The 13,126-nt window shown below is 62.7% G+C and carries 12 protein-coding genes; 6 read left to right on the forward strand and 6 right to left on the reverse strand.

The features are described from left to right. Positions 1-4: 4 nt before the first annotated feature. Positions 5-1,861, reverse strand: a complete 1,857-nt coding sequence (locus ACR9Y2_RS30240) for a tetratricopeptide repeat protein (RefSeq protein ID WP_435045606.1) — start codon at positions 1,859-1,861, stop codon at positions 5-7. 102 nt (positions 1,862-1,963) lie between these two features. On the opposite strand from ACR9Y2_RS30240, the gene ACR9Y2_RS30245 reads away from it, so the two are divergent. From ACR9Y2_RS30245 to ACR9Y2_RS30270, 6 genes are read left to right on the forward strand one after another with little or no spacing between them, the layout of a single operon-like run. Continuing rightward, complete coding sequence (locus ACR9Y2_RS30245; protein WP_435045607.1) at positions 1,964-2,731, forward strand: ANTAR domain-containing protein; 768 nt, start codon at positions 1,964-1,966, stop codon at positions 2,729-2,731. A 55-nt stretch (positions 2,732-2,786) separates the two neighbouring features. Next, positions 2,787-3,767: a YheT family hydrolase gene (locus tag ACR9Y2_RS30250; protein ID WP_435045608.1), complete on the forward strand. Its 981-nt coding sequence runs from the start codon at positions 2,787-2,789 to the stop codon at positions 3,765-3,767. A 9-nt stretch (positions 3,768-3,776) separates the two neighbouring features. Next, positions 3,777-5,018: an ABC transporter permease gene (locus ACR9Y2_RS30255; protein WP_435045609.1), complete on the forward strand. Its 1,242-nt coding sequence runs from the start codon at positions 3,777-3,779 to the stop codon at positions 5,016-5,018. Beyond that, positions 5,015-6,271 carry an ABC transporter permease gene (locus ACR9Y2_RS30260; RefSeq protein WP_435045610.1) on the forward strand — a complete coding sequence of 419 codons (1,257 nt, stop codon included), beginning with the start codon at positions 5,015-5,017 and terminating at the stop codon, positions 6,269-6,271. Before ACR9Y2_RS30255 ends, ACR9Y2_RS30260 begins: the two co-directional genes overlap by 4 nt. Before the next feature lie 20 nt (positions 6,272-6,291). Continuing rightward, entirely contained in the window at positions 6,292-6,708 is a 417-nt protein-coding gene (locus ACR9Y2_RS30265) for a hypothetical protein (protein ID WP_435045611.1), read from the forward strand. 59 nt (positions 6,709-6,767) lie between these two features. Then, positions 6,768-7,598, forward strand: a complete 831-nt coding sequence (locus tag ACR9Y2_RS30270; protein ID WP_435045612.1) for a hypothetical protein — start codon at positions 6,768-6,770, stop codon at positions 7,596-7,598. 6 nt (positions 7,599-7,604) lie between these two features. Here ACR9Y2_RS30270 and ACR9Y2_RS30275 read toward each other — a convergent pair whose 3' ends face one another. Genes ACR9Y2_RS30275 through ACR9Y2_RS30295 form a run of 5 tightly spaced genes read right to left on the reverse strand, consistent with a single transcriptional unit; the run spans position 7,605 to position 12,864 of the window. After that, the gene (locus tag ACR9Y2_RS30275; RefSeq protein ID WP_435045613.1) at positions 7,605-8,360 is read right to left on the reverse strand and encodes a hypothetical protein; all 756 of its coding nucleotides are present in this window, start codon (positions 8,358-8,360) and stop codon (positions 7,605-7,607) included. A 32-nt stretch (positions 8,361-8,392) separates the two neighbouring features. Then, complete coding sequence (locus ACR9Y2_RS30280) at positions 8,393-9,298, reverse strand: hypothetical protein (protein ID WP_435045614.1); 906 nt, start codon at positions 9,296-9,298, stop codon at positions 8,393-8,395. Positions 9,299-9,314: 16 nt separating this feature from the next. Further along, positions 9,315-11,540 carry an OmpA family protein gene (locus tag ACR9Y2_RS30285; RefSeq protein ID WP_435045615.1) on the reverse strand — a complete coding sequence of 742 codons (2,226 nt, stop codon included), beginning with the start codon at positions 11,538-11,540 and terminating at the stop codon, positions 9,315-9,317. A gap of 18 nt (positions 11,541-11,558) precedes the next feature. Continuing rightward, a complete protein-coding gene (locus tag ACR9Y2_RS30290) occupies positions 11,559-12,191 on the reverse strand; it encodes a peptidoglycan-binding protein (RefSeq protein WP_435045616.1) in 633 nt (210 codons plus the stop codon). A gap of 10 nt (positions 12,192-12,201) precedes the next feature. After that, positions 12,202-12,864 (reverse strand): hypothetical protein, encoded by a 663-nt coding sequence (locus ACR9Y2_RS30295; RefSeq protein WP_435045617.1) that lies wholly within the window; start codon positions 12,862-12,864, stop codon positions 12,202-12,204. Positions 12,865-13,126 lie beyond the last annotated feature (262 nt).

A 13,126-nucleotide genomic window follows, 5' to 3' on the forward strand; every position in this document is an offset into this window, starting at 1 on the left:
TAGTCTACTTGAAATCGAGGCTGATCAGTTCACCGGCCGGGCGCTGCGCCGCCGCAACCGGTTTCGCGGCAGGCTTCGCCTTCGCCGCGGGCCGGCCCTGCTTCGAGGGTTTCGGCGGTGCAACGGCCGGTGGAGGCTCTGGTTCCGGCGGCGCCGCAATATAGCCCGCCTCCACCAGCGGGGCAATGCGTTGCGGACCGCACACGAATTCCCGTTTCTGCCCGCTGTTGCCGCGCAGCATGATCTGGTTCGGTTTGTCCGACACCAGGATCGTCACCTGCGCCTTCGTCTTCGCCGTCGCCGGGGCCGTCTGGATGTGGAACTTCAACGCCGCCGTCGCACAATCCACCATCACCAGCTTGCCGCTCACCGTCGCCTCGGCCTGCCTGGGTTCCCAGCTCTTCGGAGTCACTACACCCGGCTTGCCGGCCGGGCGCGGTCGCTGGTTTTGCTCGATCTCCCTGGCCAGCCCCTGCGCCATCGCGCTTTGCTCCGGAGTCGTGGCCGCCTCCATGGCACGCTGTGCCGCCAGGCGCGCAGGCTCGCGCTGCCCTGCCGCCTGCCACGCCCGGCCCAGGCCCTCCCAATACATCGAGTTCCGCGGCAGCACGTCCACGGCGTGCCGCATCGCCTCCGCCGCTTCCGCCGCCTTGCCCTGTCGCAGCAGCGTCGAGCCCAGCGTGTACCACGCATCCGCGAACGTCGGATTCGCCTGCACCGCCTGCCGCAGTCGCTCCACCACCGTCTCCTCCGGGCCATGCGTGTCGCGTGTCAGCATCGCCAGTTCATAGAAAGTGGAGGCCTGCTTATCGCCCAGCGCCAGCGCCCTCTCCAGGTGCGTCCGCGCCCCCGCATAGTCGGAATTCGCCATCGCCATCTGCCCCAGCCCGGCTGCCGCCGCGGGGTGATCGGGATAGCGTTTCGCCGTCTCGTTGATCAACTTGGCGGCCTCGGTCTGCTTGCCGTGAGCCATCAGCGCCTCGGCGCGAATCAGGCGCGCCTCCACCTCCGCCACGGCCTGGACCTGGAACGAGCCCGGTTGCGGCACGGCCCCAATCGGTACCTCCCGGGTAGGAAAGCGCTTGGCCGCCACAGCCTGCCGGGCCTCCGCCAGGGCCTGGTCCATACTCCGTCCAAACGCCTGCTCAAACGCCGCCAACTGCGCCACCCCGGTCCGCATCAACTCCGAGAAACGGTCCAGCCGGGCGCGCGCGTCCTGGGCCTGCATCAGGATATGCGTCAATGCCCAGCTCTGCGCGTAGACCTGCGCCGCCAGCGCGTCAGCCGTGTTCCTGGTCGGGTCGTACCGCCACTCCGCCAACCGTGCCGCCGGCAGCCATTCCGAGGACGCCAGCAGGTCGATGTGATTCTGGATGGGCCGCCCCACGACAGCGTGTTCGCCCCTTCGCTGCAGGGTGGAAAAGTAGTCGGCCAGGCCCTCCTCCAGCCAGCCCGGCATCATTGCCGGAGAGTGATGCATCGAGAGGTGCACCAGTTCGTGCCGGGCCGCCCGCAGCGTCTCCTCGCCGGCAGCCAGCAGCACGACATAATCCCGCTCTGGCCCCGACTGGTAAATGCCATGGTTAGCCGCCCCATGCTGGAACGGCTGGAAATCCGATTTCGACCGGAACACCAGGACCCGGATGGGCGGGGTTGCCGCTGGTAACGGATTTGTCACAGCGCCGAAGACATTATTCATCTCCAGCAATTGCCTTAGTGCCTGCGAGCCATCTTTTTCGCCCAGGTCGGTGTACAGTGTCCAGCGGCCCGATTCCAGCCTGCGCCAGGAGGGGTCGGCTGCGGTCAGGGCCGGCCAAAGGGTAAGGGCGGCGACAGTCCAAACTAGCTTTCGATGCTTCATGGTTGTACTTGGAATCACGAGCTATGGTATGGGTCTAATAGAAAGTTTCGATTGGACCCTCAAAGGTCCAGTTTCTATCCTACAAACAGCATGGCTTCTTACATGGCAATGGAAACCAATACCAGCCAAGTTTCACTTCTCCACAGAATCAGCAGCATCGTCAGCTCCAACCGGTCCGTGGACGAGATGCTGGGCGAAATCGTAGGTATGACGGTTCAGGTGACCGGATGCGACGCTTGTCTCGTCTACCTCCTGGAGCAAAACAGCGGAGAGATTGTTCTCCGGGCCTCCCAGGTCCCGCACGCCGCGGAAATCGGTCATCTCAGCATGACTGTTGGACAGGGCGTCACGGGTTGGGTGGTTGAGAACAAGAGCGTTGTCGTTCTGGCTGAAAATGCCCCGAACGACAAACGGTTCATGCGTTTGCCCGGCCTCGTGGAAGACACCTATGAAGCCTTTTGCTCCGTCCCGCTGATCGCGGTGGGCGAAGTGATTGGCGTCATTAACGTCCATCACAAGGAACGGCACGATCATTCCCCCGAGGAAGTCTCCCTCATCACGTTCATCGGCGAACAGATGGGCGGCGCGATTGCCCGGGCCCGCCTGGAAGACGAGAATGCCCGCCTCATGGAAGAAACCCAGGAAATGAAGCGGCAGCTCGAGACCAGGAAACTGGTGGAGCGCGCCAAGGGTATTCTCCAGTACAAGTTTAACCTGACCGAGGAAGAAGCTTATCTTCGCCTGCGCAACGAAAGCCGCCGCCTGAGGCGTCCGATGCGGGATCTGGCGGAAGCCATCATCCTGACCGAGGACCTGGCCCGCAAGGCTTCCGAGCCGGGTACGCTCGACCGCGACGTAGAGGGCGATTAGGTCCAGGATTTGAGCCCGGATCGAATGGTCCGGGCGGACACGCTAAAATAGAGGGTTGCGGCCTTTCCTGCCCTATTTCCGCAACCCTCACCTCTCCACTCTCGCCGGAAATTTCTGGAAGAGGGAGATCGATGAGACGCGCTTTCCCACCCGCGCCGTGCTCTACGACACTGAGCCCGGCACCCAAGTCCTGATCCACGAAAACCGGCCGTCCGGCGAAGCTCTCGGCGAAATCTTCCTTCATCACGGCTTGGAAGGCTCCAGCCGCAGCGGCTATATGATTTCGCTGGCGCAATGCCTGCTCGAGTCCGGTTTTGCCGTTCATCGCATCAACATGCGGAGCTGCGGCGGGACAGAAGCGCTGACGCCCACCCTCTACCACTCCGGCCTCACGCAGGACGTCCGGGCCATTCTGGACCGCTTCCGACGGGAAGGCCGGGGCCCGCGCTTTCTCATCGGATTTTCCCTGGGCGGCAACGTCACCCTGAAGTTTGCCGGCGAATCGGGCACGTCCGCCCTCGACCTCGTCTCCGGCGTCTGTGCCGTCTCCACCCCCATCGACCTCCACGCCTGCGTCCGCCGCCTGGGCGCGAAGGAAAACTGGGTCTACGAACGGCGCTTCGTCCGCGGCTTGAAGGGGCGCTACCGCCGCCGCCACGCCACCCATCCCGGGCTGTTTCCGCTTGACGGTATCGACACGGTCCGGACGGTCTTCGATTTCGATGACACTTTCACGGCACGGGCGTTTCAATTCGGTGACGCCCCCAACTATTACGCCACCCAGTCGGCCCTCGGCTTCCTGCACGGCATCCAGGTGCCCACTTTAATGATCCAGTCAAAGGACGATCCAATGATCCCCTACGACCTGTTTGAGGGGCGGGAGGTGCGCGGCAACCCGAATATCCTCCTCATCCCGACGGAGCATGGGGGGCATCTGGGCTTTATCGCCCGCGAGCAGCCCAGATTCTGGCTGGATCCTCTTTTACGCGATTGGATCCTACAGGTGCGGAACAAACAGGGTGTTTGCTCCGTCTAGGTCTATGAGATGAAATCCGGGGCCTCGACTTATGAGGCGTTCTCCATTGCTCTTGCCAGCCTACGGAGCGCCAAACTACGCAGCTTTCTGACCCTTCTGGGCATTATTCTCTCGACGACGACGCTCATCGCGGTCATGGCCGTGATCAACGGGATGAACGTCTACGTCGAGTCAAAGATCGCCGACCTCGGCGCCGACGGCTTCGTTGTGACCCGTTTTGCCTTCTTCGGCGACTGGGATCCCAAGAAGTTTCTGGAGCTGCAGCGCAAGAATCCCCAACTGAAGCCCGACGAGTTCGACTTCCTGAAGCAGCGCGCGACGATGGTCCGCGAAATGGGCATGACCAGCGACCATCAGGCTGACGTCACCTGCGACGGCGTGCGGATGGAAGATGTGAATATCACGGGCGGCAATGCGAACCTGAATATTCTCAATAACATCCAGACGGAGACAGGGCGCTATTTTACTGAAGGTGAGAACTCCAACCACCGCAATGTGGCCTTCATCGGCGCCGACCTGAAAGAGAAGTACTTCGCCAATACGGACCCGATCGGCAAGACGATCGAAATCTCAGGAAAGGCCTTCCAGGTGATCGGCGTCTCGAAGAAGATCGGCAGCGTCTTCGGCCAGTCCCAGGACAACTTCGTCCACATTCCAATCTTCACGTTCTTCAAGATGTTCGGCGCCCGCACGTGGCTCAACTTCTCCCTGCAGGCCATCGATCACGGCCACTTTGAACAGGCTATGGACGAAGTCCGGTCGCTGCTGCGCGCTTACCGGCACCTGCGGCCCGGGGTGGAAGACAACTTCATGGTCTTCAACTCGGCTTCGATCATGGGCGCCTGGGAGAAGCTGACCGGCGCCATCGCCGCGACAGCCATCGCCGTGGTGAGTGTTTTCATGGTGGTGGGTGGTGTCGTGATCATGAACATCATGCTCGCCGTCGTGACTGAGCGGACGCAGGAGATCGGCATCCGCAAGTCGCTGGGCGCCCGGCGCACCGACATTCTGAAACAGTTCCTGGTGGAGTCCGCGGTCCTGTCCGGCACCGGAGGTCTGGCCGGGGTCACCATTGCCTGGGTGATCGCCCTGCTGGTGCGCAGTTTCACGCCTGTGCCGATGGAGTTGCCGTTGTCGTCCGTGGTGGTGGGCGTTGGGCTCTCGGCCACGGTCGGCTTATTCTTCGGCATCTATCCGGCTTCGCAGGCGGCCAAACTTGATCCGATTGAAGCTTTGAGGGCAGAGAAGTGAAGCCATACAAAATAAACAACTTTGCCCTGATCCTTGCCGGCGTGGGCCTGGCGTGGGACGCCATCCGCGGCCACAAGATGCGCAGTTTCCTGACGGTGCTGGGTGTCATCATCGGCACCGGCACCATCATCGGCGTTGGCAGCATCCTGACCGGTTTTGACGGCGCGGTGACGAACGCCATCAAGGGCTTCGGCACGGACAGCGTCATGGTCTTCAAGTGGCAGGCCGGCATCCGGTTTGGCCGCCGTTCGCGGGAAGAGTGGCAGCGCAAGCCGCTCACTTACGAGAACGCCGTGGCGATTCGGGAGCGCTGCCCTTCGGTGAAAGGCGTCAGCCCCTACCTGTTCCCGGGCCGCGGCTTCCACAAAGCGCACTATAAGGGTAATGACGTACTCCAGTTGAACCTGGGCGGGACGGACGAGAACTACGTCGCCGGCGGCAATGCCGAGATGAAGACCGGCCGGTTCTTCAGCGGCTTCGAGAACGTCCACAAGGAGCCGGTGGTCGTGATCGGCGAGGACATCAATAAGAACCTGTTCGGCGCCGAGGATGCGGTAGGCAAGGAACTGCAGGTAGACGGCCACAGCTATCGAGTGATTGGTGTGATGGTCCGTCCGGCCAACTCGTTCCCTGGCCAGCAGGACAACCGGGTGCTGCTGCCCTATTTCACCATGCGCAAGCTGGAGCCCTCGGCCCTGGAGCACATGATTGTCGTATCGGCCTACCCCGGCGAACTGCCGAAGGCGATCGACGAAGTGCGCGGCGTGTTGAGGCAGGAGCGGCGGCTGAAGTACAACGAGCCCGACAACTTCGGGCTATCGACGGCAGAGCAGATGATCGAGGACTTCCGCCAGGTGACCAGCGTGACCGCGCTGGTGATGGTGGTGCTGTCGTCCATCGGACTGCTGGTGGGCGGCATTGGCGTGATGAACATCATGCTGGTCTCGGTGACTGAGCGGACGAAGGAGATCGGCGTCCGCAAGGCGCTGGGCGCCCGCAAGCGCGACATCATCACCCAGTTCCTGACGGAAGCGGTGGTGCTGACCTTTGCCGGAGGCCTGCTGGGCATGCTGCTGGGCTGGATCATCTCCAAGGGCGCGCAACTGGCCTTCCCGAGTCTGCCGACCACGGTGCCGCTGTGGGCGGCTGCGCTGGGCATTATTGTCAGCGTAGGAGTCGGCTTGTTCTTCGGTCTGTGGCCGGCGAGCAAGGCGGCCCGGCTGGATCCGGTGGAAGCGCTGCGCTACGAGTAGCGCGCTGTAAGATTGAAGCAATGCGGCATTTGAGCGTCCTCCTGCTGGCGGCGAGCCTGGCGGGCGGGCAGTCCCAGGACAAACCGAAAGACAAAGTCACGGCGGAGGAAGAGGCGGAGAGCCATCTCCGCTATCCGTTCATAACGGACGCCGAGAACCGCATCATCCAGGACTACTACCGGATCGGCTCAGGCCATCTGCCGCCGGGTCTTGCCAAAAAGGGCGATGTCCCTTTGCCACTCGCGAAGCAGTTGCACCGGGCGGGGGTGATCCCGGCCGGGCTGGACAAGAAGCTCGACAAGCTGCCCGAAGATCTCGACCGCAAGCTGGTGCCAGTGCCTACGGGGTATCTGCGGCGCATTTGCGGGATGACGATTCTGTTGATCCTGGAGAAGACCAGCCTGGTCGTGGACACGATCGAAATTGTCCGGCAGTAGTCCAACTTTCTGCAAGGAAGTAAGGCTCCGGCGCGTATAAGAAAGCGGAGGCCCTCTGGATGCGCACGACGCTTGTGTTCCTACTTTCCACCCTTTCCGCCGGACTGTGCCTGGCGCAGCCTTCCGTGGACGAGATCCTGCGCCGCGTGGCGGAGAACCAGGAGAAGGCGGCCGAGGCGCGCAAGACGGTGGTCTACAAGCAGGACACCTTTGTCAGGCTGCTGCGCACCAACGGCAAGCTGTCGCGGGAAGAGAAGCGGCAATATACCGTGACGCCCGACGAGAAGGGCACCGATAAGAAGTTGGACAAGTTCGAGGGCCGGTATGAGCGCGGCGGCAAGATCCTGACCTACGACAAGCCGGACTTCCAGTACAAGGACACGGACATCGATGGCGATCTGATTGAGGACCTGACCGACGACATGATCAACGACAAGAAGTCGCGGGACGGCATCTCGAAGGACCTGTTTCCGTTGACGAAGGACGAGCAGGCGCACTACACGTTCAAGCTGGAAGGGACGCGCAAAGTGGGCACGGTGGAAGCCTATCGCGTCAGCTTCGAACCGAAGAAGGAAGATGCCAGCCGAAGCTGGGCCGGTGAAGTGCTGATCCATCCGGAAGAGTTCCAGCCGATGATGGTGACCACGAAGCTGTCGATGAAGATCCCGCGGGCGGTGAAGATCATCTTCGGCATCGATATCAAGCAACTGGGCTTCAATGTGAGCTACCGCAAGGTGGACGACGGGCTCTGGTTCCCCTCAACCTACGGGACTGAGTTTGGGATCAAGGTGTTGTTTGGCTACAAGCGGAACATCACGATGAGCCTGAAGAACGACGACTTCCGCCGGACGATGGCCCAAAGCACGATCGCCTTCGAAGAGTCGAAGTAGGAGCTGCTACTTGTGTCCGCCGGGGACGGCGAGGGAGTAGGCGGTGCCGATGATCTCGGGATCGGCGGGGTCGATATTGCCCTGGGCGTTGAAGCAGGCGCGATAGAGTTTGTCCTTGGCCGTGGGGCCCAGGGGCAGGGTGAATTCCAGCGACTGGCCGGCGGCAAGTTCGATACTCTTCGGCAGGTTGGCGGTGCCATTGGCCATCTCCCAGACGCGGGGCGGCGGGGTTTTGCCGGGCACCTTTGGCGGCTCGGCCGCAGCGATGGATTCGATAGTCAGGCCCAAAGTGCCGAAGGGGACCTTCACCGGTTCCGAGCCGATGTTGCGGATGCTGACGGCGTAGGCGGGGGTCAACTCGACCAGGATGGCGCGCAGGGGTTTCCAGGCGAGGTCCTTCTCGAGGCGCTCCAGTTCCTTCATCATGGGGGCGGCTTTGCCGAGGGCGACGGGATCGTGGGCGAAGCGGAGTTCGACGTTTCGCTGGGCTGTTTTGAGCCTGACGATGAAGTAATCGGAGTCCCGCTGGAGAGGAGTTCCGCTCTCGATGGAGTCGGGTACGGCGCTTGCGAGCCGCTTCTGATCGGCCGCTGTGACGGTTGCGCGGAAGAGGCCGATGGGCTGGCCGGCGGTGAGGGTTTCCTGCCGGATGAGGGTGGCCTGATTGCCTTCGACGAGGATGCGCAGCGGCATGCGGCCGTAGCCGGAGTGCTGTGCATACTCCAGGGAGAACGTTGCTGCTTCGGCTGCAGGCATTGCCATGATGATACTCCCCAGAAGTCCGATCAGCCGGCTCATGTGACCTCGAGTTCCACCTGGTTGGAGAAGGCGCAGCCGCGCAGGCGGGGACGGCCGGCGACCTGATCGTCACCCAGGTAAGAAGAGTAGACGGCGCGAGCCAGGTAGAGGCCCGGGACCGGCGGTTCCATGATGCAGGTGAAGCGCTGCTCGACCTCTTCGCCGCGCGGGATCCACAGCAGGTCGAGACCCTCCTCACGAACGGGTTCGAGGGCGGAGGCCTGCAACTCGATGGGCGGGGGGGTGAAGCCGCGGACGATTTCGGGCTTGCGGCCGTAGAAGAGGGTGCACTGTTCCCAGCGGTGTTCGCGGCGCAGGGCTCCGGGGTGGGTGAGCCAATAGCCTTCGGTGCCCGTGTTCTGGAAGATGACCATCACTTTGAGGCGGACCTTGGCGGCGGGGACGGAATCGGGCATGTCGAGCTCGATGCGCAAGCTGCGAAGAGGGTCGGCCCGGACGGACTGGGCGAGGCGATCGAGTTCCTGCAGCAGGGGACGGGCGGGCTCGAGCGCCATGGGGTCGGTGAGGCCAAGGGTGACGCGTTCGACCACGCCGCCGCAGGCCACATTGATGCGGATGCGGGTGTCGGCAGGCTCGACGCGGAGGGGTGGGAGTTCGGTCAATGCTGCTTCGCGGACCAACTGGATGGCGCGGCGGACGGTCTCGGCTTTGTCCTGCTTGCGGTAGAGGCCGATGGGCTCGGAGCTGATGTCGGCGATGGAGCGATTGGAGGCAAGTGTGAGCATGCCGTCGCCGGTGAGGGTGAGGCGTTCGTCCCACTCGGTGCCGCCGCCGGGGATGCCGGGGCCGCCGAGCGTGTGGCGCTCAAGCCCAAACCCGGCCAGCGCGGACTGATCGCCCGAAAGAGCCTGCTGCAAAGCTTTGTCGAGAATGGGGTTCACTTCGTGTTCCAGTTCATCACTTGTATAGAGTGTCGTAGTCGTAGTCGCGGCCGAAGGCGTTTTTAATGGCCTTTTTGTGGGTTTCGACCATGGCGTGGAGGTGGCGTTTCTTGACCTTGGTCATGTTCTGGCCCATGACGCAGTTTTCGTCGATGCCGTTGATGGCTCCGTCGCCGTTGAGGGTGTCATCGGTAGCGCCATCCTTATATTCGTCGGGATTGTCGATGCGGTGGCCGGTTTCATGGGCGGCGGTGGCGAGGTCGGGTGCGCCCATAAACCAGTTGGCGGCATTGGCGCGCATGTTGCCGGGCGCCACGAAGACGACGTGGTCGGCCGCGGTGAAGGTCTCCACCGGGGTGAGGATCAATTCGAGTTGGGTGTCGTAGACGCAGCAGCGGGTGCTCTTCTGGGAAGTGCATTTCGCCCGGCGAAGGATGAAGTGATCGCTCCAGCGGTTGTTGGTTTCGGTGCACCAGGCGGCGCGTTTGGCGACGTTGGCGGCGGAGTTGAAGTCGTAGTCAGTGAACTCCTCGGGCCAGGTGCCGCCATTGGCCGAGACGAAGTTTGAGCCGTCGCGGTGGAAGGTGATGGCCTGGTAATTGGCGGCGGTGATGGTGAACCCGGTGGGCAGGGGCTGCCAGGCAGTGCCGTCGTAATACTCGTTGGGAGCCATGGCGTTGACGCCGGTGCTGCGGCCCCAGCGATGTCCGTCAAACGGAGCGCCGCCGGCCCGGCCGGTGAAACCGATGGAACGGAAATCGATGTAAGTAGCGCCCCATGATTTGACGATTTTGAAGTTGGCGGTGAGCTTGGTCTTGAACTGATCGGTCTTCTGCTTGAATTCGGAGTGGTTGCCGAAGCCGTTCCAGGTGATGTCGCGTTTGAAGGTCTCCTCGCCGGTGTCGCGCATGGCCTTGACGGTGAGGAGAGTGGAGGTAGCCGGCGCGGCCTTGGCGGCGGTGAGCTTGGCCTCGAGTTCAACCTTTTCGAGGAAGGCGGCTCCACTCTTGAAGTCGACGTCGTGGATCTCCCACTCGATTTCGATCTTGCCGCCGGCACTTTGGGTGTCCTGCTGGGTGAGGTTCGGAGAAGAGCCCTGTTTGGGAGTGAAGTTGATCTGTACGGCGTCGCCGTCGGGCAGGTCGGTGTCGGCCAGCAGTTTGACCTTATCGCCGCAGAAGCCTTCGGCCGGTTCCCAGCGGGCATTCCAGATCTTGTAATCGAGGGTGGCGAGGGGAATGGGGGCAATGGTTTCGCAGGGGGACTTGAAGGCGATGCGGTCGTAGAAGCGGCAGGCGAAGGTGTCGTGGGTGACGGGGTATTCGCGGCGTTTGTCGGTGTTCTGGCGGCGGGTTTCGCCATCGGACCAGAAGCGTTTGGTGCAGCCTTCGCCGCCTTCGGTGGCGAGGGGGCAGGGCCATTTGCCGGGCGAGACGATGCTGTTGGGGCGGAAGAGGAAGATGACGACGCGGCGGTTGGGCGAGTTGGCTTCGTTGCGTGCTTTGGTTTTGCCGGGCTTTTTGAACTCCTTCTCCTCGGCGTTGGAGAAGATGAGCACCGGGTTGAATTCGCCGCAGCCCTGATAGTCGCCTTTGCCGTCGGGGTCGGCTCCGCGGGCCAGGAAGTCGTCGTTGCCGAGTTGGAAGGCCGCGCCGGCATCGTCGACGCAGGTCTTGTCCATGTAGGCCTTGAAGAGCTTCTCACGGGTGAGGGGGCCGGGATCGCCATCGGGGTCGAGTGTGCCGTCGTCGCCCTGGAACTTCTTGACGGCGGCGGTGGTTTTGCCGGAGCCGTAGCCGGTGGCCGGGCCGGGATCATAGCCCAGCGCGGTGAGCATGATCTGGATGGACTTCAGGCCCCAGTGGTCGTCCTTATCGTTATAGAGCTTCTCCCACAGATCTGTATTGCGGGTGAGGATGGCGTAGATGGCGATGGCGCGGCGGCCGCTGAGCTTCTTGTTGTACTCGTCCTTACCGACTGGATCGGCGTGGCCAAAGATGGAGATGGGGGCCTTGGGATGGGCCTTCATTTTGGCGGCCAGGAGGGCGAGTTCCGCGGCGATTTCGGGCTTGACGAAGGAGGAGTCGAACTCGAAGCGGATGTTGTCGACGCGCCAGCAGGCGACGGGGATCAACTGGGCGCGGTAAGAGTTGCGTTCCGTCGCGCCATCGAAGTTGGGGGCGACGTAGAACGGTTGATCGGGACGGGGCGGATGGTCGGCGGCAAACCCGGCGTCAGCCATGCTGGTTCCTCCGGGTTGTTAGCACAAATGAATCGCCTTCAACTTGGCTTGAGTATCGGCGTCGCATACACCGGTGATGTCCAGGCCATTGTCGCACTGGAACTCCTCGAGCGCGGAGCGGAACTGCAGGGGGTCGGGCTTCTCGACGACGCCGGCGTTGTAGCCGAGGTTGTTCAATCGGGCGACCTGGCCGGACTGGAATTCGACGGGATCGAGCCAGCCGACTTTCATGGGTACATCAAGGATGTTGAGTTTGTCGACCCGGATGGAGCCGTTTTCCCAGGCGCGCTGGATGGGTTTCCGGAACTTGCCGTCGGTGAGGTTGACGGTTCCGGAGTCGGCTTCGATTTTGAATTTGAACTCGCAGACGGCGGGTTCGCCGTCGTAGTCGAGGATCTGGAGGCGGATCTGGAGGGGTTGCGGCTTGACCTTAAAGGTATAGGTGCGGCTGGTGGGGCGAGTTTCGGTTTTGGGCGTTTTGTCCGGGATGACGACCACGTCGCCGGGATTGAGGATGTTGGGATTGTCGCGGTTGGACTTCAGGTCGGCGTTGGCGCCGTCGTCCCAGATGATCGTGTAGTCGAAGAAGTGGTACTTCTCGGCGATCCGGGCCAGGTGATCGGGTTGGGCGACAGTGTGGTTTCTAGGCACGGTGAATCTCTCAGGCGGCGGCCCAATCTTTCGTGTCGAGGTCAGGGAACGAGATGTCGCAACTGCCGGGGTCGATGTTGCTGAACTTCACGCTGCCGTCGGCGCCGAGGCGGCCTTCCTTGATGCTACCGTCGGTGAGTTTCACCTTGTAGCGTTCGTTGGCGATGGGTTTGTTGTCGTTGTCCACCAGCTTGAATTCGATCCAGGTTTTGGTGGGGGCTGGAGGGGCTCCGGTGCGCCCCCTGGTGGGGGCTGGTGGAGCATTTTCGCCGGCGGGATTGGCATTGGCGCCGCCAGCGGCGGCACCTCCGCCCCCGCCACCACCACCGGCGGCGGCCGCGGCGGCTGGTTCTTCGTCGGGTTCGATGAGGACGAGGCGATGCTGCCGGAAGGCGTCGTCGAGGCGGGCGCTGAGCCAGCCTTTGTTCTCGAGGGCGTTGCGCTGGGGGAGGGAGGTGACCGAGGAGAGCATCTCGGCCAGGCGGCGGGCGGTGACCTGGTCGTTCAGCCAGCGGTCAAAGGTGGTGGTGGACAGGAATGGACGCTCGACGAACTCCTCTTCCGCATCCAGGTCCATCCTCCGAACCACCAGATAAGAACGTCCGTGTATGCGCAGGTGCCACTCCTTGCGCCCCGGCTTTGGCATGACAAGATTGTAGACTTTGACGCGCATCGGGTCAACCTAAGCCGGGGCGAATGTGAAGGTTAGGATTTCAAAGATCGGTTGCAGGGCGGGGTGGGCCTGCGTGGGGAGAGTCAGTAGGGCGGCGATGCCGGGCGTCAGGGGGACTGACGGACTGGCGGCGCCGGGCCGGTGGAATGGGTTTGATCCCTCAAAGTGGGTGGATTGGGGGTAGCGGGCTGGTGGAAGGGTGCGCCGGGAGGGGGCGGCGGCGGTGTCCGGCGGAATGGGTTTGATCCCTCAAGGAGAGTGG

Source organism: Paludibaculum fermentans, from assembly GCF_051172195.1.
Lineage (GTDB): Bacteria > Acidobacteriota > Terriglobia > Bryobacterales > Bryobacteraceae > Paludibaculum > Paludibaculum fermentans_A.

What these genes read in the sequence shown, in the direction of transcription:
- ACR9Y2_RS30255 (WP_435045609.1), top strand. Translation starts at nt 3,777, where the DNA reads ATGAAATCCGGGGCCTCGACTTATGAGGCGTTCTCCATTGCTCTTGCC.
- ACR9Y2_RS30240 (WP_435045606.1), bottom strand. Translation starts at nt 1,861, where the DNA reads ATGAAGCATCGAAAGCTAGTTTGGACTGTCGCCGCCCTTACCCTTTGG.
- ACR9Y2_RS30270 (WP_435045612.1), top strand. Translation starts at nt 6,768, where the DNA reads ATGCGCACGACGCTTGTGTTCCTACTTTCCACCCTTTCCGCCGGACTG.
- ACR9Y2_RS30295 (WP_435045617.1), bottom strand. Translation starts at nt 12,864, where the DNA reads ATGCGCGTCAAAGTCTACAATCTTGTCATGCCAAAGCCGGGGCGCAAG.
- ACR9Y2_RS30275 (WP_435045613.1), bottom strand. Translation starts at nt 8,360, where the DNA reads ATGGCAATGCCTGCAGCCGAAGCAGCAACGTTCTCCCTGGAGTATGCA.
- ACR9Y2_RS30245 (WP_435045607.1), top strand. Translation starts at nt 1,964, where the DNA reads ATGGCAATGGAAACCAATACCAGCCAAGTTTCACTTCTCCACAGAATC.
- ACR9Y2_RS30285 (WP_435045615.1), bottom strand. Translation starts at nt 11,540, where the DNA reads ATGGCTGACGCCGGGTTTGCCGCCGACCATCCGCCCCGTCCCGATCAA.
- ACR9Y2_RS30265 (WP_435045611.1), top strand. Translation starts at nt 6,292, where the DNA reads ATGCGGCATTTGAGCGTCCTCCTGCTGGCGGCGAGCCTGGCGGGCGGG.